The sequence below is a fragment of the Rhizorhabdus phycosphaerae genome, assembly GCF_011044255.1.
GTDB lineage: Bacteria > Pseudomonadota > Alphaproteobacteria > Sphingomonadales > Sphingomonadaceae > Rhizorhabdus > Rhizorhabdus phycosphaerae.
Genome location: NZ_CP049107.1, coordinates 1,580,605 through 1,599,205 on the forward strand (window position 1 = coordinate 1,580,605; position 18,601 = coordinate 1,599,205).

18 protein-coding genes are annotated in these 18,601 nt (G+C 64.1%); 8 read left to right on the forward strand and 10 right to left on the reverse strand.

The features are described from left to right. The 4 genes from G6P88_RS07240 to G6P88_RS07255 all read right to left on the reverse strand — a co-directional run bounded on the left by G6P88_RS07240 (window position 1) and on the right by G6P88_RS07255 (window position 5,072). Window positions 1-1,524, reverse strand: coding sequence for an XrtA system polysaccharide chain length determinant (locus G6P88_RS07240; protein WP_165322545.1), 1,524 nt, complete (start codon window positions 1,522-1,524; stop codon window positions 1-3). 32 nt (window positions 1,525-1,556) lie between these two features. Next, window positions 1,557-2,201: an XrtA/PEP-CTERM system exopolysaccharide export protein gene (locus G6P88_RS07245; protein ID WP_165322546.1), complete on the reverse strand. Its 645-nt coding sequence runs from the start codon at window positions 2,199-2,201 to the stop codon at window positions 1,557-1,559. 94 nt (window positions 2,202-2,295) lie between these two features. Beyond that, window positions 2,296-3,537: a pyridoxal-dependent decarboxylase, exosortase A system-associated gene (locus tag G6P88_RS07250; protein WP_165322547.1), complete on the reverse strand. Its 1,242-nt coding sequence runs from the start codon at window positions 3,535-3,537 to the stop codon at window positions 2,296-2,298. Further along, on the reverse strand, window positions 3,534-5,072 hold the full coding sequence (locus tag G6P88_RS07255) for an acyl-CoA ligase (AMP-forming), exosortase A system-associated (RefSeq protein ID WP_165322548.1): 1,539 nt from the start codon (window positions 5,070-5,072) through the stop codon (window positions 3,534-3,536). Before G6P88_RS07255 ends, G6P88_RS07250 begins: the two co-directional genes overlap by 4 nt. Window positions 5,073-5,198: 126 nt before the next feature. Here G6P88_RS07255 and G6P88_RS07260 point away from each other — a divergent pair, with 126 nt between their 5' ends. After that, the gene (locus G6P88_RS07260) at window positions 5,199-5,471 is read left to right on the forward strand and encodes a phosphopantetheine-binding protein (protein ID WP_165322549.1); all 273 of its coding nucleotides are present in this window, start codon (window positions 5,199-5,201) and stop codon (window positions 5,469-5,471) included. A 61-nt stretch (window positions 5,472-5,532) separates the two neighbouring features. Here G6P88_RS07260 and trxB read toward each other — a convergent pair whose 3' ends face one another. After that, window positions 5,533-6,504, reverse strand: coding sequence for a thioredoxin-disulfide reductase (gene trxB / locus G6P88_RS07265; protein WP_165322550.1), 972 nt, complete (start codon window positions 6,502-6,504; stop codon window positions 5,533-5,535). Window positions 6,505-6,631: 127 nt separating this feature from the next. Between trxB and G6P88_RS07270 the strand changes: the two genes are divergently transcribed. Next, window positions 6,632-6,856, forward strand: a complete 225-nt coding sequence (locus G6P88_RS07270; protein WP_206335890.1) for a hypothetical protein — start codon at window positions 6,632-6,634, stop codon at window positions 6,854-6,856. Between the two features lie 20 nt (window positions 6,857-6,876). On the opposite strand, the gene G6P88_RS07275 is transcribed toward G6P88_RS07270, so the two are convergent. Genes G6P88_RS07275 through rfbC form a run of 5 tightly spaced genes read right to left on the reverse strand, consistent with a single transcriptional unit; the run spans window position 6,877 to window position 10,748 of the window. Next, on the reverse strand, window positions 6,877-7,371 hold the full coding sequence (locus G6P88_RS07275; protein WP_165322552.1) for a Crp/Fnr family transcriptional regulator: 495 nt from the start codon (window positions 7,369-7,371) through the stop codon (window positions 6,877-6,879). Next, window positions 7,371-8,240, reverse strand: coding sequence for a glucose-1-phosphate thymidylyltransferase RfbA (gene rfbA / locus G6P88_RS07280; protein WP_165322553.1), 870 nt, complete (start codon window positions 8,238-8,240; stop codon window positions 7,371-7,373). Before rfbA ends, G6P88_RS07275 begins: the two co-directional genes overlap by 1 nt. Further along, on the reverse strand, window positions 8,237-9,136 hold the full coding sequence (gene rfbD / locus G6P88_RS07285; RefSeq protein ID WP_165322554.1) for a dTDP-4-dehydrorhamnose reductase: 900 nt from the start codon (window positions 9,134-9,136) through the stop codon (window positions 8,237-8,239). The genes rfbA and rfbD overlap by 4 nt, the downstream gene beginning before the upstream one ends. Continuing rightward, entirely contained in the window at window positions 9,133-10,191 is a 1,059-nt protein-coding gene (rfbB, locus tag G6P88_RS07290; RefSeq protein ID WP_165322555.1) for a dTDP-glucose 4,6-dehydratase, read from the reverse strand. The genes rfbD and rfbB overlap by 4 nt, the downstream gene beginning before the upstream one ends. 2 nt (window positions 10,192-10,193) lie before the next feature. Next, on the reverse strand, window positions 10,194-10,748 hold the full coding sequence (gene rfbC, locus G6P88_RS07295; RefSeq protein ID WP_345719203.1) for a dTDP-4-dehydrorhamnose 3,5-epimerase: 555 nt from the start codon (window positions 10,746-10,748) through the stop codon (window positions 10,194-10,196). Between rfbC and G6P88_RS07300 the strand changes: the two genes are divergently transcribed. The 6 genes from G6P88_RS07300 to G6P88_RS07325 all read left to right on the forward strand — a co-directional run bounded on the left by G6P88_RS07300 (window position 10,741) and on the right by G6P88_RS07325 (window position 18,565). Further along, complete coding sequence (locus tag G6P88_RS07300; RefSeq protein ID WP_226946764.1) at window positions 10,741-13,365, forward strand: glycosyltransferase family 4 protein; 2,625 nt, start codon at window positions 10,741-10,743, stop codon at window positions 13,363-13,365. The two genes, rfbC and G6P88_RS07300, sit on opposite strands and share 8 nt — an antisense overlap. Before the next feature lie 42 nt (window positions 13,366-13,407). Beyond that, a complete protein-coding gene (locus tag G6P88_RS07305; protein WP_165322557.1) occupies window positions 13,408-14,676 on the forward strand; it encodes a glycosyltransferase family 4 protein in 1,269 nt (422 codons plus the stop codon). After that, window positions 14,673-15,467 carry an ABC transporter permease gene (locus G6P88_RS07310; RefSeq protein ID WP_165322558.1) on the forward strand — a complete coding sequence of 265 codons (795 nt, stop codon included), beginning with the start codon at window positions 14,673-14,675 and terminating at the stop codon, window positions 15,465-15,467. Before G6P88_RS07305 ends, G6P88_RS07310 begins: the two co-directional genes overlap by 4 nt. Window positions 15,468-15,499: 32 nt before the next feature. Next, complete coding sequence (locus G6P88_RS07315; protein WP_165322559.1) at window positions 15,500-16,666, forward strand: KpsE/RkpR family capsule polysaccharide export protein; 1,167 nt, start codon at window positions 15,500-15,502, stop codon at window positions 16,664-16,666. 120 nt (window positions 16,667-16,786) lie between these two features. Further along, a complete protein-coding gene (locus G6P88_RS07320; protein ID WP_226946765.1) occupies window positions 16,787-17,581 on the forward strand; it encodes a glycosyltransferase family protein in 795 nt (264 codons plus the stop codon). A gap of 243 nt (window positions 17,582-17,824) precedes the next feature. Next, a complete protein-coding gene (locus G6P88_RS07325) occupies window positions 17,825-18,565 on the forward strand; it encodes a class I SAM-dependent methyltransferase (RefSeq protein ID WP_165322561.1) in 741 nt (246 codons plus the stop codon). The last annotated feature ends 36 nt before the right edge of the window (window positions 18,566-18,601 follow it).

Consider the following 18,601-nt stretch of genomic DNA (forward strand, 5'->3'; position numbering starts at 1 on the left):
TCAGGACACCATGATCCGCTTGATGAATTCGATCAACATCAACAGCATGAACATGCCCGGAAGACCCGCGGCTGCGGAAGAGAACCACATCATCTGCTTGCGCCGCACGAGCCGGGTGTCGGCGGTTATCACCTCGGAGATCGAGCCGAGAACAGGAAGGCCGCTGGCCTTGGCCAGCTGCTGGGTGGTCGTGAAGACGTTCGAAAGCTGGCTCTTGGCGAAGCCGACACCCGCTCCGACGACAATCCCGGCGATGAGGACCGCCGACAGCAGCATCGTGCGATTCGGCGCGGCCGGCTCTCGCGGCAAAGACGGCTGATCGATGACGCGGAAGCGGACGCCATCTGTCTTGCCGGTCGCATCCGAGCGCAGCTTGGCGGACTCCCGCCGCTCGAGCAGCTTGTTATACTGGTCGCGCAGCACGTCATAGTCGCGGTCGAGGCGGGCCTGGTCGATCTGCTGTCCTGGCGCGGTCATCTGTCGTTGCCCGATCAGCGTGATGGCCTGCTCGATCTGCTGTTTGCGCGCCTCCAGGGCGGCGACATTGCCCTGCCGCTCCGCCTGCATGGACTTGAGCGAGACATAGACGGGATTGGGCGTCATCGGCACCGAGCGGGTGCCGCCCCGTGCCTTTTCCGCCCGCAACTGTCCCAGCTGAGCGCGGATCGCGATGACGTCCGGATGCTTCTCCGTCCACCCCCGCGAAATCGCCTCGGAAAGCTGCCCTTCCAGCGAAGCAATGCGCTGGTCGATCGAATCGAGCCCGCCGACGCTGCCCGCGGGAATCTGCGCAGGGGTGGCGGCGATCTGGCCGTTCATCGCCGCGAGCGCGCTGCGCGCCTGCATCAGGTTGGACTCGAGGCTGACCATCTCATTGCGGACCGCGTCCATCCGCTGCTCGAGCGTACCCGTTCCCGGAAGCGCGCCCAGCGTGTCCTGCGTGATCTTGGCCCGCCGACGGTCGACATCGGCCAGTTCCTTGGCGCGGCGAGCGAGTTCTTGGTCGAGGAAGCGGAGCGCCTCCTCATTATTGGCCTTCGACCCGATCACATTCTCCTGCACGAAGATGTCGATCAGCTGCTGCGTCACGCTGCGGACGATGAAGGCGGTCTGCTGCTCGGAAATACCGTTGAGGCTGATCCGGGTCTTGATCTCAAGCAGATCCTCGCCCTGTGCCGTGATCGAGATGCCGCCGCGCAGAGCCCCTATCAGCGACAGCGATTCATAGGACGTCAGCGGACGTTCGCCGTTGGAGACGTTCTTGACGACGCGCTTCAGCATCTCGGTCGATGTCAGCGACTGACGAACGCGGTCGACGCTACGCTGCATGTCGCCTTCGGACCCGTCGCCGAACAGCGACTTCACCTGAACCTGAATTCGCGCACTGCTCTCATAAGCCGCCGGAACACGCATCACCATGATCCAGCCGACCAGACAGAAGGCCCAGGCCACCGCGAGCGCGAGCCAGCGCATGCGCCAGATCGCATAAAGCGCGATGCGGATCTCGGTGTAGATCGCTTCCATCGTCTAGTCAGCCGCCCCCACGGTCACCGGACTCAGAACAAGCTCTCGGGAATGATGATCACATCCCCGGGTAGCAGCTTCACGTTCGCCTTGATGTCGCCCCGCTTCAAGAGGCTGTCGATCCGCAGGCGATATTCTTCCTGCTTCTTGGTTTCCGGATTGTAGCGGATCAGCTTGGCGCGATTGCCGGCAGCATATTGCGACAGGCCACCGACCGAGATCATCACGTCGAGCAAGGTCATGTCCGCCCGGTAGGAGACGGTGGCAGGCCGCTCCGCTGCGCCGACGATGCGGATCTGCTGGGCGAAGGTGCCGGAGAAATTATTGACGATCACCGAAACGATCGGATCGGTGATGTAGGTCGACAGGGCGTTGTGGATATCGTCCGACAGCTGCGTGGGCGTCTTCCCCACCGCGACCATGTCGTTGATCAACGGCAAGGTGATGCGGCCATCGGGGCGCACCTGCACCTGCGCGCCCAGTTCCGGATTGCGCCACACGAACACGGTCAGGGAGTCGAGCGGACCGATCGTATAATCTTCGCCGGGCTGCCCACCCTGCGGGACGAACAGCGCCGGCGGCAGCTCCTTCTCCGCCGCGACGGCAGGCGAGACCGTCGCGACCGCCAACAGCACAACCGCAAAGACCGACGTCCAACGCTTAGCACAAAAGGCCATCACCGATCCTCCGGGACCATCGAAAATTCCGTTCGCCCCATCTCAACGCACAGTCCCGCCCTATGGCGCACAAACCCTGAACAGTTGCTTAGAATCACAGGATGTCGACGCCGTCTATGGTTAATTCCTTTGCCTCTCCCTGCCCCAGAAATCGAGCCGGGCTTGCACTGGCCCCATAGGCGCCGGCGAGATACACCGCGACGAGATCGCCGACCCCGGCCGGAGGCAGGCCGACCTGATCCCCGAGACGATCGAGCGGCGTGCACAGGCAGCCGACGACCGAGACGGTTTCCAGCCTATCGGGCTCACCGCATTTGGTCAAAGAAATCGGGTAGTTACGCCTGACGACCGTACCGAAATTTCCGCTCGCTGCCAGCTGATGGTGCAATCCGCCATCGACGACGAGGAAAGTCTCTCCGTGGCTTTCCTTGCGATCGACGATACGCGTCAGATACACGCCGGCCTCGCCGACGAGCCAGCGGCCAAGCTCGATTGTAAATTCTGTGCGCGCCAGCATCGGACCGCGTGCCGCGAGGGTTGCAGCGAGGGCTTCGCCCACCCGCACCTCATCGAGCGGACTGTCGGCGGAAAAATAGGCGATGCCGAAGCCGCCACCCAGATTGACGTGCGGTGGTGCCACCCCGGCCTCGCGGCTTATGCGGTCCGCGAGCGCGACCGCCGACGCCTGCGCCTCGATCAGCGCTTCGGGATCCAGCGCCTGGGAACCTGCGAAGATATGGAGGCCGCGATAGAGGCCGCCCTTCTCTTCGATGCGCCCGATCAGGGGAGCGACGCGATCCGCGTCGATCCCGAAAGGCTTGGCGCCTCCCCCCATCTTCATGCCCGATCCTTTGAGCTCGAAGTCGGGATTGACCCGCAGTGCCAGCCGCGGCGTCGCGCCGAGGGCGCGCCCCAGGCCCAGGGCGCGGTCGAGCTCGGAAGCGGATTCGACGTTGATCGTTATCCCGGCCTCTATAGCCAGCTCCAGTTCGCGGTTGCGCTTGCCCGGTCCCGCGAAGGAGATCCGGCGCGGGTCGACGCCTGCATCGAGAGCCAGTCGCGCCTCACCAGCCGAGGCGATGTCGAGGCCGTCGACGAGGCCCGCCATCGCGCTCAGCAAAGGCGGGTGCGGATTGGCCTTCACCGCATAATGGAGGGAAATCCCCGGGAAGGCGGCCCGAAAACGCTCCACGCGCCGACGGACGATGGCGAGATCGTAGACGAACAGCGGCGTATCGCCAGCCAGCGTCGCCCACTCGTCAGCAGGCCGGTCGCCCAGCATCAGCGCACCGTCGCGCCAAATATAATCGGTAGGGATAGGACCAATGGGCTTCATGCGTCCTCCTCCTTCAGCGCCGCCGCCTCGGCGCGCAACGCGGCCCGATCGAGCTTGCCGTTCGCATTGCGCGGCAGCTCGGCCCGCCAGACGATCCGTGCCGGGTGCATGAATGATGGCAGGTTGCGTCGGAACCAGTCGCGGAGAAGCGTATCGGCCTCCGCGCCCGACGGCCGCGCATAGAGCAATATCGCCTGCCCCTGACGCTCGTCGGGCAGCCCGACGGCCACCGCCTCGGAGGTCGCACCGCTGGCGATCGCGGCCTCTTCTATCTCGGTCGGGCTGATGCGGTTTCCCGATACTTTGATCATCTCGTCGTCGCGGCCAATGAACCGCAGCAATCCCGCCGCATCGCGAGCCACCGTATCGCCCGACCAGACGGCTGTCCCGCCATGGATGGAGGCCGGCGGCGCCGGACGGAAGCGTAGCGCCGTTCGCTCGGCATCGCGCCAATAGCCTTGCGCGACGAGGGGGCCGGCGTGGACCAGTTCGCCTGGCTCGTCATCGTCGGCGATGCTGCCGTCGGGCCGCACGACGAGAATCTCCGCGAAGGGGATCGCCTTGCCGATCGAATCGGGATGCGCGTCAATCAGCGCAGGATCGAGATAAGTCGACCGGAACGCCTCGGTCAGGCCGTACATCGAAAAGAGGCGAGCGTCGGGAAACAGGCCCCGCAAGCGACGCACCAGCGAAAGACTCATCCGTCCCCCGGTGTTGGTCAGCCGCCGCAACGGAGCAATCGCTTCAGCCGGCCAGTCGGCCTCCGCCAGCTGGATCCACAGCGGGGGCACGCCCGCGAGCGTCGTGATCCCATGGCGCGCAACCGCGCGTACGACGTCGCGGGGAGTCAGATAATCGAGCGGATGGACGCAGCCGCCGGCGGCCCATGTCGACAGCAGCTGGTTCTGGCCATAGTCGAAGCTCAATGGCAGCACGGCCAGGGTTCGATCGTCCGGTTCCAGGCCGAGATAATGGGCGACCGAGATGGCACCGAGCCAGAGATTGGCGTGGCTCAGCATCACCCCTTTCGGCCGCCCCGTGGAACCCGAGGTGTAGAGGATCGCGGCAAGTTCGGAGGGGTCGGCGGCCGACGGAGGCAGTCGCTCGTCACCGGACAACAGGGCCGGCCCCTCCTCCTCCTCGATCGCCAGCGCGCAGTCCTCGGGCCGATCTCCCGGCTCCAGCGTGGCGGCCCGCCCGGTGCCGGCTATGAGCAGCCGGGCTCCGCTGTCGCTCAGAATGTGGGCGACCTGATGATGTTTGAGCTGCGGATTGACCGGAACATGAATCAGACCCGCCCGCGCGGCCGCGAGCGGCAGCAGGCAGGCGAGGCGGTTCTTGGCCATCCAGCTTCCCAGCCGGTCGCCTGGTCGCAGCCCGCGGGCCCGAAGCCCCGCCGCAAGCCGCGCCACCGCATCCTCGAGCCCCGCATGATCGAGCATTCCCGTCCTGTCGACGAGCGCCGGCGCCGATCGATCGCCGAGCAGGGCGAGGTGATCGAGCGGACGAGGAACGGGATCTGCGGCGACGGGCATCGGCCGACAGCTAGGGACTGGCGGGCGGATGGGCAACCGGCTGCGGACAATGCCTATCGGAATCTTGTTCCTGGCCGGCAATGCGTCTAGGGAGCCGCCATTTCCGAACCGGGAGGACGTGTCGACGTGAGCGCAGCCGATTTCGAGAGCACCGAGGATGCCGTCCGCGCCGTGCTCGCGGACAGCCTGTCGCTCGACGCCACCCGGGTGGCGGCTTTCGACACCGATACGGCGCTATTCGGTTCGCTGCCAGAGCTCGACTCGATGGCCGTGGCCGGCCTCCTCACCGCGCTGGAGGACCGGCTGGACATCATCATCGACGACGACGAAGTGGACGGCGAGATGCTCGAGAGTTTCGGAGCGCTGCTCGCCTTCGTGGAGCGAAAGATCAAGCGCTGAGGCGCTGCAGGGGCGAGCGGTTCAGCCATCTCGTCCCCGCCCCGACGGTTCGTTCCGACGCTCAGGCGTCTACCGACACCCGCGCCTCGAAATCTGCCTCGGCCAGGAAGCGCTCGGCATCGAGCGCCGCCATGCATCCCATGCCGGCCGCCGTCACCGCCTGTCGATAGACCTTGTCGGCGACGTCTCCGCAGCCGAACACGCCCGGCACATTGGTGCGCGTGCCGCCCTTCTCGACGACGAGATAGCCATCCTCGTCGAGATCGAGGTGGCCCCGGAACAATTCGGTCGATGGGCTATGGCCGATCGCAACAAACCCACCATCGGTTTCGAGCTGCGAGATCTCGCCCGTGACGCTATCCTTCAGTTCGATCGCCACCAGCCCGGCATTGCCTTCGCCGGCGACGAAGCGCTCGACCTGCTGGTTCCACATGACCTTGATATTGGGATGGGCGAACAGCCGCTCCTGCAGGATCTTCTCCGCGCGCAGGGAATCGCGACGGTGAATGAGCGTGACGTCATGGCTGTGATTTGTCAGGTACAGCGCCTCCTCGACCGCGGTGTTGCCGCCGCCGATAACCGCCACTTTCTTGCCGCGATAGAAGAAGCCGTCGCAGGTGGCGCAGGCGGAAACGCCCTTGCCGCCAAGTTCCATCTCGCCTTCGACACCAAGCCATTTCGCCTGCGCGCCCGTGGCGATGATCAGCGTATCGGCCACATAGAGCGTGCCGCCGTCGCCTTTGAGCCGGAAGGGCCGCTCGCTGAGATCGATGTCAACGATCATGTCCCAGACCATCGTCGCCCCGACATGCTCGGCCTGCGCCCGCATCTCCTCCATCAGCCACGGCCCCTGGATGACCTCGCGGAAGCCGGGATAATTTTCGACGTCGGTGGTGATGGTCAGCTGGCCGCCGGGCTGGATCCCCTGCACGACGATCGGCGACATGCCCGCGCGGGCGCCATAAATGGCAGCGGACAGGCCTGCGGGGCCGGAGCCGATGATCAACATGCGAGTCGAATGGGTAGCGGTCATGGCTGTCGTTCCGGTCGTGCAGAATGATTCTCGAATGCGCAGATAGGGACGCCTCCCCCGACTTGGCAACCGCCAGCCATTTACCCCCGCTTAGCTTTCCGACGCTAGCCCGGCGAAGACCACCAAAATGGACATGACGATGCGGCTACGGCAGGCGATCAAGACGATGCACGGGGATCGAAAGGGAAAGGGAGCGCTGCGCTTCGCGCTGGGCACCTGCCTGGTCGCCGTAGCGGTCGCCCTGACCGTTCCCGGACTCCTGTCACGCGGCGCGCTCGACAATCCGGTTTTCAAGCTTCGGCAGCATCTGCCGGCCGCTCTCGATCGGATCCGGGACGCGATGCAGGGCTGACGATACGCCTTCGGTCGCCCTCAGCCGGCCGACCTGCGAAACAGCTTGCCGAAGCGCGCACGGGCGTCGCGGTCGTCCTTGTCCTCCTGCTTCTCGCCCTCTTGCGCCCTCACCGCCGCCGTGGTCTCGCGCAGCCGTTCCGACAGGAAGACGGCCAGGGCCCGGTAGAAGCGCGCTGCGAAGACCGGCTCCTCATCGAACCGCTCCAGGATCAGCTTTCGGGGTATGGCGAGGACTTCGGCCGGCTCTTCGGCGATGACCGACACGAGTGGGGAATGCCGCTCGACGAAGGACATCTCGCCCACGACGTCGCCGACGCTGAGGCGGGCCACCTGCGTACCGTCGCGCAAGCGGACCGCCACCCGGCCGGCCAGCACGAAAAAAAGTTCGTTGACCGGCTTGCCCGCACTCACCAGCACATCGCCACGCTTGAGGCTTCGGAGACTGCCCACCGACAGCAGCCAGAGCATGTCGGCGTCGCTGAGACCGGCGGCAATGTAGCGGGCATTTTGCATCAGCGCTTTAGCACTTGATCCCGCAAATAAGTTCCATAGGCGCTCTTGCCGAGCGCGTGGGCAAGTCGTTCCAGCTGGCCGGCATCGATGAACCCCTGAAGATAGGCGACCTCCTCCAGGCAGGCGATCTTGAAGCCCTGCCGCTTCTCGAGCGTCCGGACGAACTCGGCCGCTTCGATCAGGCTGTCGGGCGTGCCGGTGTCGAGCCAGGCATAGCCACGTCCCATCAGTTCGACCGACAGCTTGCCGGCGGCGAGATAGGCCTTGTTGACGTCGGTGATCTCCAGCTCGCCGCGCGCGGACGGCTTCAGCGAGCGGGCGATCTCGACGACATCCGCGTCGTAGAAATAGAGCCCGGTAACCGCCCAGTTGGAGCGGGGGCGCTCCGGCTTCTCCTCGATCGACACCGCCCGCATGTCGGCATCGAACTCGACCACGCCATAACGCTCGGGATCGGTGACATGATAGGCGAAGACGGTCGCTCCGTCGGCCCGCGCTCCTGCCGAACGGAAAAGGTCGGTCGCGCCGTGCCCGTAATAGATATTGTCGCCCAGGATCAGCGCCGACCGGTCATTGCCCACGAAGTCGGCCCCGATGATATAGGCCTGCGCAAGTCCGTCGGGGCTGGGCTGGACCGCATAGCGGATGTCGATACCCCACTGGCTGCCATCGCCCAGCAGCGCCTGGAACGACGGGATGTCACGCGGGGTGGAGATCAGCAGGACCTCCCTTATGCCGGCGAGCATCAGCGTCGACAGCGGGTAATAGATCATCGGCTTGTCGTAGATCGGCAAGAGCTGCTTCGACGTCACCATCGTCATCGGGTGGAGCCGCGTTCCCGCGCCCCCTGCCAGGATTATCCCTTTCACGCGTCCGTCCCCTGGTTCCGGACCGGCGGCCCGAGCAGTTCCTCGATAATATCGTTCACGGCCAGCTGCCAGCGGCGCGGTTCGATCGCATAGGCGTTGCGAAGCGCCGCCGTCGACAGCCGAGAATTGGCCGGTCGCCTTGCAGGGGTGGGATAATCCGTCGTCGTGATCGCCTCGACTTCCGCAACCGGGCCCCCGCGCGCCGCGCTCAGCCTGAAGATTTCCCGGGCCAGTTCGCACCAGCTGGCCTCGCCCGCATTGACGAAATGCTGGACGCCGAACGGCGCCTGCGGATCCTCCATCATCCGAATGAGGATCGTCCGAACCGCTTCGGCGATATCGGCGGCAGCGGTCGGGCAACCCCGCTGATCATCGACCACCCGCAGACGAGGCGTGTTGGCCGCAACCCGAAGCATGGTCTTGAGGAAGTTGTTGCGGTGCGCCGAGAGAACCCATGCCGTGCGCAACACCAGAGCCGGTGCGCCGCCGGCCAGCACGGCGCGCTCGCCCGCAAGCTTGGAGGCGCCATAGACGCCGAGCGGCGCGACCGGATCGTCGATGTCATAGGGGTCGCTCTTGCTCCCGTCGAACACATAGTCGGTCGACAGATGGACGATCGGGACGCCCGCTTCGGCCAGCCAGCCGGGGGCCTCACCATTGACGCGAAAGGCAAGCTCAGATTCCTCCTCGGCCCGATCGACCGCCGTATAGGCGGCACAGTTGACGATCGCATCGACCGGATGCCTGTCGAAATAGCCGGCGACGCTGTGACGCGACGCGATGTCTAGCTCAGCGCGCGTCGGCAGCTGCACCTCGATCCCGTCGGGCCATGTCAGCCGTGCGATCTCGAGCCCGACCTGCCCCTGCCCCCCCGTTACGAGGATATGGCGCGTCATCCCGCAGCGAGACCCAGCCGCTGGGTCGCATAGCGGCCCGCGAGGATATCCTCCCACCAGGGCCGGTTCTCGAGATACCAGCGCACCGTCCGCTCGATACCTTCCTCGAACGAAACCTGCGGCTCCCAGCCGAGAACGTTGCGGATCTTGCTCGCATCGATCGCGTAACGCCGATCATGCCCCGGCCGGTCGGCAACGAAGCTGATCTGGTCGGCATAGCCATGACCGTCGCTGCGGGGATGCAGACGATCGAGCGCCGCACAGATCGACCGTACGACCTCAATGTTCCGGCGCTCCGAATTGCCGCCGACATTATAAGTCTCGCCCGGCGCGCCGCACTCGAAGACGGTGCGCAGCGCGCGGGCATGGTCCTCCACGTACAGCCAGTCGCGTATGTTCGAACCGTCGCCGTAAACAGGCAGGGCTTCGCCCGCGAGCGCGCGGATGATGATCAGTGGGATCAGCTTCTCGGGGAAATGATAGGGCCCGTAATTGTTCGAGCAATTGGTGACGAGCACCGGCAGGCCATAAGTATGCCCCCAGGCCCGCACGAGATGATCGGACCCGGCCTTCGAGGCCGAATAGGGCGAGCGCGGATCATAGGCCGTGCTCTCGGTGAACAGGCCCTCTTCGCCCAGCGAGCCGAAAACCTCGTCGGTCGAGATATGGTGAAAGCGAAAAGCTTCGCGCGCTTCGGGATCGAGCCCTCGCCAATAGGCCAGCGTCTGGTCGAGCAGCGTGTAGGTGCCGACGACATTCGTCTGGATGAAAGCCCCCGGGCCGTCGATCGACCGGTCGACGTGGCTTTCGGCGGCCAGATGCGCGACGACGTCGGGCCTGAACTCGGCGAGCAGCTTACGCACCAGCTCGGCGTCGCATATGTCGCCCTGCACGAAGCGGTAGCGGGGCGAATTGCCGACCGGAGCGAGCGAGCTCAGCACGCCGGCATAGGTCAGCTTGTCGAGATTGAGCACCTCATGCGTCGTCTCGCCGATGAGGTGGCGGATCAAGGCGGAACCGATGAAGCCGGCGCCGCCGGTGACCAGGATGCGCATCGTCACTCCTCCGAGAGCGGCCCGAGCGGCACGCCGTCATAGGCGAAGGGACTGGCCCAGCCCTCCAGCGGAGGCAAGGCCATATCCTTGGCGGACAGGACCGGCCCTTCGGGCGGCAGCGGCCAGTCTATGGCGAGCGTCGGACAGTTCCACGCAATGCCGCCGTCGGTTTCCGGCGCATAGACGTCCGAAACCTTGTAGCTGACCTCAGTGTCGGGTTCGAGCGTGACGAAGGCATGGCCAAAGCCGACCGGAATATAGAGCTGATCGCCATTGTCGGCGGACAGTTCGGCCGCGACATGCCGGCCGAACGTGGGGGATCCGGCGCGCAGATCGACCGCATAGTCGATTATCCGCCCACGAACGCATCGAACCAGCTTAGCCTGCGCGTGCGGGGGCGATTGGAAATGAATGCCGCGAAGGGTTCCGACGTGCCGCGAATAGCTGTGATTGTCCTGCACGAAGAGATCGGGAACACCGAGTTCCGCGAAGCGGTCCTGGCGGTATGTCTCGGAAAACCAACCACGATCATCGCCGAAGCGACGGGTCTTGATCAATCTGACGGGCAATATGCTGGCTCCTGTCATCGAACCCGAGCCGGTTCGCAGGCATTGCCGCCCCTGTCCAGTACCAAGGCGCGCGCATCATATTTTCGGCAGCCATATTGCAGCGCGCCAGAGGCTGCATTACCAGTGTCAACCGTGTGGGGACAGGTATTATATTCTTCATGACATTGATATTACAAAATATTTTCAGTTGCGCGACGCGACTTTCGTTCTTTGCGCCCTTGCCGCCGCTGCGATCGAAAGCAGTAGGCGCATGAGCGTGGCGAGCAAGATACTGGCAAGCCTTGGTGGACGCCGCGGTAAGGCCGGAGTGTCGCCGCGCTCCGGTCCGCGTGCATCCGAGACCGCGGCAAAGCTGATCGCGGACGGAGATGCCGCACGGTCACGGGCGGATTGGGCGGCGGCGGCGGCGGCCTATCGCGCCGCACTCGACGACCAGCCCGAGCTTGCCGCGATATGGGTGCAGCTGGGCCATGCCGAGAAGGAACGCGGCGCCTTGGAGGCTGCCCTGAACGCCTATGGCCGGGCGACGGCGTTACGACCGCTGGAAGCCGATGCGTTCATCCATCTCGCGCATCTGCAGAAGCGCATGGGCCTGGTCGACGGCGCGATAGTGTCGTTTCTGGGCGCCCTGCATGCGGGCGATTGCGGTCCGGACGCCAGCGACGAACTGATGTGGTTGATCAACCACCGGCCGAAGCAGCAGCGCGAAACACTGACATCCCTGCTCAAGCGCGGGGTGGCTCCCCTGCCCCAACGCACTGGCGAGGCACGCCTGCTTTCCCAGCTTCGCGCCATATTGATCGAGGACATGGCGGAGCCCGTCCGCGTCGGCGAGCCTCGGCACACGCTCGTGTTCGATATCTCCGACCTGATCGCCTATTACCGCAATGCGCGGCTTCCGACCGGCATCCAGCGCGTCCAGATCGAAACGATCGAAGGCGCCGTGGAGCAGGGCGGAAACAGGGACATCCGGCTGTGCTGCTTCATCGACGGGCGCGATGACTGGCTCGAGCTTCCGCTGGAGCATATGCGCGCCATCGCGAAGCTGAGCACGGCCAGCGGCGATCGCCTCGCGCCGGAGTGGACCGAGGCAATGGACAGGCTGCGCCTGTTCCTGTCGCTGACCGAACCCTTCGAATTTCCCCAGGGCGCTTCGCTGATCAATCTCGGCACCAGCTGGTGGCTGCAGAATTACTTTCTTTATGTGCGGGAGGCGAAGGCGAAGCGCGGCATTCGCTACGTCCCCTTCGTGCACGACATGATTCCGATCATCACGCCCGAGCATTGCGTGCGGGGCCTGACCCAGGACTTCATCAGCTGGGTGATCGGCGTTTTCGATCATGCCGACCACTTCCTGGTCAATTCGGACGCTACGCGGGAGGACCTGATCGCCGTGGCCGCGCGCCTTGGCTATACGGTCGAGCGCGACGACGTAGCCGTGATTGCGCTGGACACCGATTTCCGCAAGCCGGAGCAGAAACGCCTGGCCGACAGCGAGCTTAGGCAATGGGGTCTGGAACCCGACGGCTTCGTGCTGTTCGTATCGACGATCGAATCCCGGAAGGGCCATCTGATCGCCTTCGAGGCCTGGGCCGAACTGATCGCGCGTCATGGCGCTGCGGCGGTGCCGAAACTGGTGTGCGTCGGCAATCAGGGCTGGCTCAATAGCCGCATCTACCAGCGACTCAGCGACGATCCCGTTCTGGCCGAGCGGGTGACGATGCTGTCGCGCCTGTCGGACGAAGAACTGGCGCTCCTCTATCGCAGCTGCCGCTTCACCCTCTATCCCAGCCTTTACGAGGGCTGGGGCCTGCCCGTCACCGAATCGCTCTGCTATGGCAAGGTCCCGCTGATCTCGGATGCCGCCTCGCTGCCGCAGGCGGGGGGTGATTTCGCCGTTTATGTCGAAGCCGGCTCGACCGATTCGCTGATCGCGGCGGCGGATCGCCTGATGTTCGACGACGACCATCGTCGCGCATTGGAAGCCCGCATCTCGGCGGATTTCGCGCCGCGCTCGTGGAGCGCGCTCGCCAAGCAGATCGCCGACGAACTCGACCGTTTCGCGGCGCGCGACGCGGAGAAGCCTCTTGCTCTGCCACAGACGAGGGCGACGATCGGCGCCTGGCACGCGCTGACCCGCAACGAAGAGATCCGCATCTGGCGCGGGATGAAGACGGCCGAAATCTTCCGGTCCAATCTGGGGTGGCATCCGCCCGAGCATCGCGGCTGCAGGATCAAGGCGGAAGGCGCGAGGCTGACCCTGCCGATGCCCGCGCATGAGTCGCCGCTGCGCATCTTCTTCCAGCTGGGCGGCGACGAACATTTTGCCTGCCAGTGGACGCTCGGCTGCGGCCAGCAGGAGCTGGCGGGCGATGTCGGCATTCATGAGGATCGTTGGATCAGTTGCGACATTGCCGCGGCCAGTGCCCCTTATGACCTTGACCTGAGTTTCGGCGCCGCCCCGGCGCCCGATGGAACGCTGCCGACCTTTTTCGTCCGCGGCTTCTTTCTGTGCGCGCTCGGAGACCAGGCGGCGCGCATGGACTTCATCGAGGCGGTCGCGCTGAACCGGCTGGATGCCCTGAGCGCATTCCGGGAGATGTGAAGCCCCCTTGCCCCGCGCGCGGCCTTCGCCGATAGCGCTCGCATGGCGACGCGCGACAGGGCCGCTTTGGCAACGGGGCTCCAGGTCCTGCCCGACGGGGTCGAGATCATCCTCGACATCTCGCGCCTGCTGTCGCGTACGCTTCACGCGATGCCGACCGGGATCGACCGGGTCGAGCTGGTCTATGCCCGCCAGCTGATCGACAAGATCCCCAACCGACTGCACTTCGCTGCGGTCAATCCGCTGGGGCTCTACGGCCGTCTGCCGACCGAAGCCGTGCTGCGTTTTATAGCCGAGACCGAAGCGCGCTGGTCGAGCGCGAGGAGCCTGTCCCGCCGTGAAATGCTGGTGGCCGCCGGCCGCAGCCTGGCAAGCCTCCGGCCGCGCCCGGTGCCGCGTCGGGCAGCCGGCTCCCGCCGTTACTATATCCAGGCATCGCCGCACCATCTCGACCGGCCCGAGCGCGTGCAGGCAAAGCTGCAGGCCGAAGGCGCACGCTTCGTCTGTCTCGTTCACGACCTCATTCCGATCGAATATCCCGAATATGCCCGGCCCAACGGCGCGGACACGCACCGGCGGCGGATCGCGACGATGGGCGCCTTCGCACAGGGGTTGATCGCCAACAGTCAGGCGACCGCCGACTCCCTGACCGCATTTCTCGGCGAGTCTGCCCCGCCGGTGCGCGTCGCTCATCTCGGCTGCGATCCGCTACCCTCCGGCGCTGCGTTGCCAGCGGGGCTGACCCCACCCTATTTCGTCGTCCTGAGCACTATCGAGCCACGCAAGAATCATCTGCTCCTGCTCAATATCTGGCGGCGCATGGTCGAGACGCTCGGCCCGGAGGCCACACCCCAGCTGGCGATCGTGGGACGCCGCGGATGGGAGAATGAGAATGTGATCGACATGCTGGAGCGATGCGACAGCATCAAGGGGCATGTCCATGAGTTGTCCGGTCTGCCCGACCATATGGTCGGAACGCTCCTGCGCAACGCGCGCGCCCTGCTGTGCCCCTCCTTCGCGGAAGGCTTCGGCATGCCGGTGACCGAGGCATTGCTCAGCGGGACTCCCGCGCTCTGCAGCGATCTCCCGGCCCTGCGCGAGGCCGGCGGGACCGTGCCCGAATTCCTCGACCCGCTCGACGGGCCGGGCTGGCTGGCGGCCATAACCGACTATGCGCATGACGGATCGGCCGCACGGTTGCGACAGATCGAACGCATGCAGGACTGGACACCGCCCACCTGGGACGCGCATATCGCGACCGTGCTTGACCTGGTTCGCGACATCGATGCGCGCGGAGATATGGCGAAATGACCGCTATCCGCTCCTCCTTCTACGACGATCTGACGCATCAGATGAACGTCGTGGGGGCGCTCGTCCTGCGCGAGTTGCACACCCGCTTCGGCCGTAACAATATCGGTTATCTGTGGATGATCGGTGAACCGATGCTGCTCGCGACGGTCATCGGCGCGCTTCACGCCTTCCAGCCCGGGCACCTCGGATCGGCGATACCGCCAGTGGCTTTCTCTATCGTTGGCTATTGCGTCTTCATCATCTTCCGCGGCATTTTCAATCGTGCGGAAAGCATCGTCGAGGGCAATCTGCCCCTCATGTACCACCGGATGGTGTCGGTTCTGAACCTGTCGATCGCCCGTGTCGTGGTCGAATCGGCGGGGTGCATCACGACATTCGTCATCATTTATAGCTTCATCACGCTGATCGGCATGGGCGAGGTTCCGGCGCGACCACTCTATGCCATGCTCGGCGTGCTGCTCATGATCTGGATCTCCTTCGCGCTGGGTCTGAACGTCACGGCCATCACCTTCGAGCGCCCTACCCTGCAGCGGCTGGTGCATCCGATCTCCTATTTCATGATGCCGCTTTCGGGCGCCTTCTTCGCCGTCGAGTGGCTGCCTCTCTCCGTCCAGCGAGCCGCAGACTGGTTTCCGCTGGTCAACATCTTCGAGATCATCCGCTACGGCATGTTCGAGATGGCATCGGCGCAGCATATCTTTCCCGGCTACGCCATCGCCTGGTGCGCCTTCTTCACCTATACTGGCCTGCTCGGGATACGGCGGCTTCGCAATCGCATACACGTCCGCTAATGTCGCCTCAGCCTGCAATATCTGGATAATCGATGCACGGAATTATCAAGCCGCACTCCGCCGACGCGCTCGTCGAGCGTCCGCACTGGTCGGAGAAACTCCGTGCGTGGTCGCGACGGAACAAGTGGTTCCTGGCGATCGTCGTCGTCCCGACGCTGCTGGCCGCACTCTATTATTACGTCCTCGCGGCCGACCAATATCAGTCGGAGGCGCATTTCATCGTCCGTACGGCCGATGCCGCGCCGACTCCGAGTAGTGGCTTCAGCCAGTTTCTGGGTCTCGGCGGCGGCATGTCGGCGTCGCGTAGCGAGGCGATGAGCGTCAACGACTATCTGGACTCGCAGCAGGTCGTGAACCGCATCGACGACAAGCTGAACCTGGTCGAGCGTTTCCGGCGGCCAGAAGCGGACGTGGCGACGCGGCTGTGGTTCTCGCAGCCCACGCCCGAAATGCTGCTGCGCTATTACCGTCGGCAGGTGAATGTGAAGTTCAACCAGGAGACGGGTATCACCTCGCTGCAGGTTCGCGCCTTTCGCCCGACCGACAGCTACGCGATCATCAACGAACTGCTCGCCATGGGCGAGGGTCGGGTGAACGAAATCAACCGGCGCAGCCAGACCGACCAGCTTTCCAGTGCGCGCCGACAGCTGGCGGAAGCCGAGCAGGCACTGCTCGAGATCCAGTCGAAGATGACGAGCTTCCGTCAGGCGCGCGGCGACATCGACCCGGAAGGCTCGGGGAAGGCGCAGCTCGGCCTCGTCACGACGCTGGAGGGGCAACTTACCAACGCCCGAGCCCAGCTGAACGCCATGAAGGGCATCATCGCACCGTCCAGCCCTCAATATGTGGCGACGCTCGCACGGGTCCGCGCGCTGGAAGCCCAGGTCGCCGGACAGTCGGGCAAGCTGACCAGCGGCGGTGGCGCGATCGCCGCGCGCCTCGGCAACTACCAGGACCTCCAGATCCGCCAGCAATTCGCCGCCAAGCGCTATGAGGTCGCAGCGGCCAATCTCGAAAAAGCGCGCGACGCCGCGATGAAGCAGCAGCTCTACATCGTCCGCGTCGTCGACCCGAACATGCCGGTAAAGTCGGAATATCCCAAGCGCGGCGAGATTGTGCTGACCATCTTCCTGTCGCTGTTGGTCGCCTATGGCATCGGCTGGCTTCTGGCCGCCGGCGTACGCGAGCATTCACTGTAAGGAAAATTCGGGAATAGCCGAGCGGGGAACGGCGTATAAAGCCGTTGCGGGAGTAGTCTTCGGGAGGGGTTGTTGGACGTCGTATTTCTGCAGACGGCAGATCCTTATCGCTACAAGCGGATGCTTGATGCGACCGCCCGCACGATTACAGAATATTGTCGGCGTCACGGCTATGCCTACGAAAGCTATGTGGGGATCAAGCGGGGGTACTTCCCCTGGCATGCCACCTTCAACCGGATGTTCCAGTTTCGCGAACTGATCGACCGGGAATTTGCAGGCTGGGCGATCTACCTCGACGCGGATGCCTATATCAACGACCTTGACTTCGACCTTGACGCCTATCTCGGCCGTTTCCGACAGCGCGCCGGTATCATGACCACGATACCCGGCTCACCCCACCCGTGGTGCATCAACGCCGGCGTAATCCTGCTCAATCTCGGCAATGCTTCGGCGCGCGAGATCGTCCGGCGGTGGCTCGACAAATATCTGCAAATTGAGGACGAACGCCTGCGCGGCATGAGTGTCTGGGACGACAGCGAAAGCGACCAGTCCATGCTGTTCGATGTCCTGTGTGAGGATAGCGTGCTGCGTGACGCCGTTGATTATGACGATGGCGCGACCGTCAATTCGAGCGAGGCGATCTTCATCCGACAGCTATTGCGGTCGCTGAGCCCCGACATCGGCACGCGTACGAACATGCTTGAGGCATTGTCGGAAGAGCTCCTTTCGGATCGGAAGTCTGCAAGCCTGCAAGTGGTGGCAGCCCTCTATCGCGGATTGCTCAAGCGCGAACCCGACGACGGAGGACTCACGTCCTACGCTCGACTGGTAGACGCTAGCGGCTTGGAAGAGGGCACGAGGCTGGTGGCTCATGAACTGATACACAGCGACGAGTATAAGACGCTCCAGCGCTGAGCATCGGGCGCGGATGCTGTTAGCTACCGGTCAGAAGAAGCCATGGCAGAACCGCTGACATGGCTGCCGCTGAGATCTGGGTCGAGATCGAAACCGTCCAGCACGAGCTTTCACATGCCGGGCTCCCCGGTTGTTACCCGTAAGAGGTTGAGTCTGGCTCCTTCTGCACTGCCGCGGGCGCCCAAGATCCAAGTCAAAAAACACCTCGTTGCGCGGCCCCGCCATTCAAGCTAGGCCGGTTTGATGGGAATCGACGTCGACAGTTTGCGGTTGCTGATCGAAACAAGAAACCGCTTTGGCCCGCTAGGCGACGTGCTGCAGCTTGGGCGGCAAGGCCTGTACATCCTCGAAAGCCCTGAAGTTGATAAGTGGATCCGCGAGGCCGATCTGGGCTCGGGTCTCGCAGAAGCAATCGGGCCCTTCGCCTTTGCCGACCAGCAATTATTGCCCCGGCTTGGCGCGACCAGCATCGTTTCCGTCGACGCCTCGGCTTACGAAGGGGCGGATATCGTACATGACTTCAACGAGCCGATCGACGCCGTTCTGCATGGCAAGTTCGACACGGTCATCGACTTTGGATCGACGGAGCACATTTTCAATGTGGCGCAATCATGGAAGAACCTTCTTTTGCTCCCGAAGGTCGGTGGCCGTCTGATTGCCTGCGTTCCTGCGAATAACTGGTTTGGTCACGGATTCTATCAGTTCAGTGCGGAACTGGCTTTCAGGGTGCTGGTGCCCGACAATGGATATCGCCTCCATGCAGTTTATTATGGGGCTTTAGATGGATCGCCTTTGGACGTGGTCGAGGACAGCGGCGCTGACGGCGTCCGAGGCGAAATCGGTTTGACACACCGTAAGGCGAGTTTGCTCTACATCGCAGAGCGTATCGAAAATGTTGTTCCGTTCAACCGACGCTGGCCACAGCAGGGTGACTATGCAGCGGCTTGGCGCAATTCATCTTCTCGCGAGGATCAAAACGCTTAAGCGTGCCGTCCATTTTGATGTCAGAATGAAATCTGT

Coding starts and splice junctions, on each gene's coding strand:
- rfbD (WP_165322554.1), bottom strand. CDS start 9,136: ATGACGCGCCATATCCTCGTAACGGGGGGGCAGGGGCAGGTCGGGCTC.
- trxB (WP_165322550.1), bottom strand. CDS start 6,504: ATGACCGCTACCCATTCGACTCGCATGTTGATCATCGGCTCCGGCCCC.
- G6P88_RS07305 (WP_165322557.1), top strand. CDS start 13,408: ATGGCGACGCGCGACAGGGCCGCTTTGGCAACGGGGCTCCAGGTCCTG.
- G6P88_RS07270 (WP_206335890.1), top strand. CDS start 6,632: ATGGACATGACGATGCGGCTACGGCAGGCGATCAAGACGATGCACGGG.
- G6P88_RS07250 (WP_165322547.1), bottom strand. CDS start 3,537: ATGAAGCCCATTGGTCCTATCCCTACCGATTATATTTGGCGCGACGGT.
- G6P88_RS07240 (WP_165322545.1), bottom strand. CDS start 1,524: ATGGAAGCGATCTACACCGAGATCCGCATCGCGCTTTATGCGATCTGG.
- G6P88_RS07325 (WP_165322561.1), top strand. CDS start 17,825: ATGGGAATCGACGTCGACAGTTTGCGGTTGCTGATCGAAACAAGAAAC.
- G6P88_RS07315 (WP_165322559.1), top strand. CDS start 15,500: ATGCACGGAATTATCAAGCCGCACTCCGCCGACGCGCTCGTCGAGCGT.
- rfbB (WP_165322555.1), bottom strand. CDS start 10,191: ATGCGCATCCTGGTCACCGGCGGCGCCGGCTTCATCGGTTCCGCCTTG.
- G6P88_RS07245 (WP_165322546.1), bottom strand. CDS start 2,201: ATGGCCTTTTGTGCTAAGCGTTGGACGTCGGTCTTTGCGGTTGTGCTG.
- G6P88_RS07275 (WP_165322552.1), bottom strand. CDS start 7,371: ATGCAAAATGCCCGCTACATTGCCGCCGGTCTCAGCGACGCCGACATG.
- G6P88_RS07320 (WP_226946765.1), top strand. CDS start 16,787: ATGCTTGATGCGACCGCCCGCACGATTACAGAATATTGTCGGCGTCAC.
- G6P88_RS07310 (WP_165322558.1), top strand. CDS start 14,673: ATGACCGCTATCCGCTCCTCCTTCTACGACGATCTGACGCATCAGATG.
- G6P88_RS07255 (WP_165322548.1), bottom strand. CDS start 5,072: ATGCCCGTCGCCGCAGATCCCGTTCCTCGTCCGCTCGATCACCTCGCC.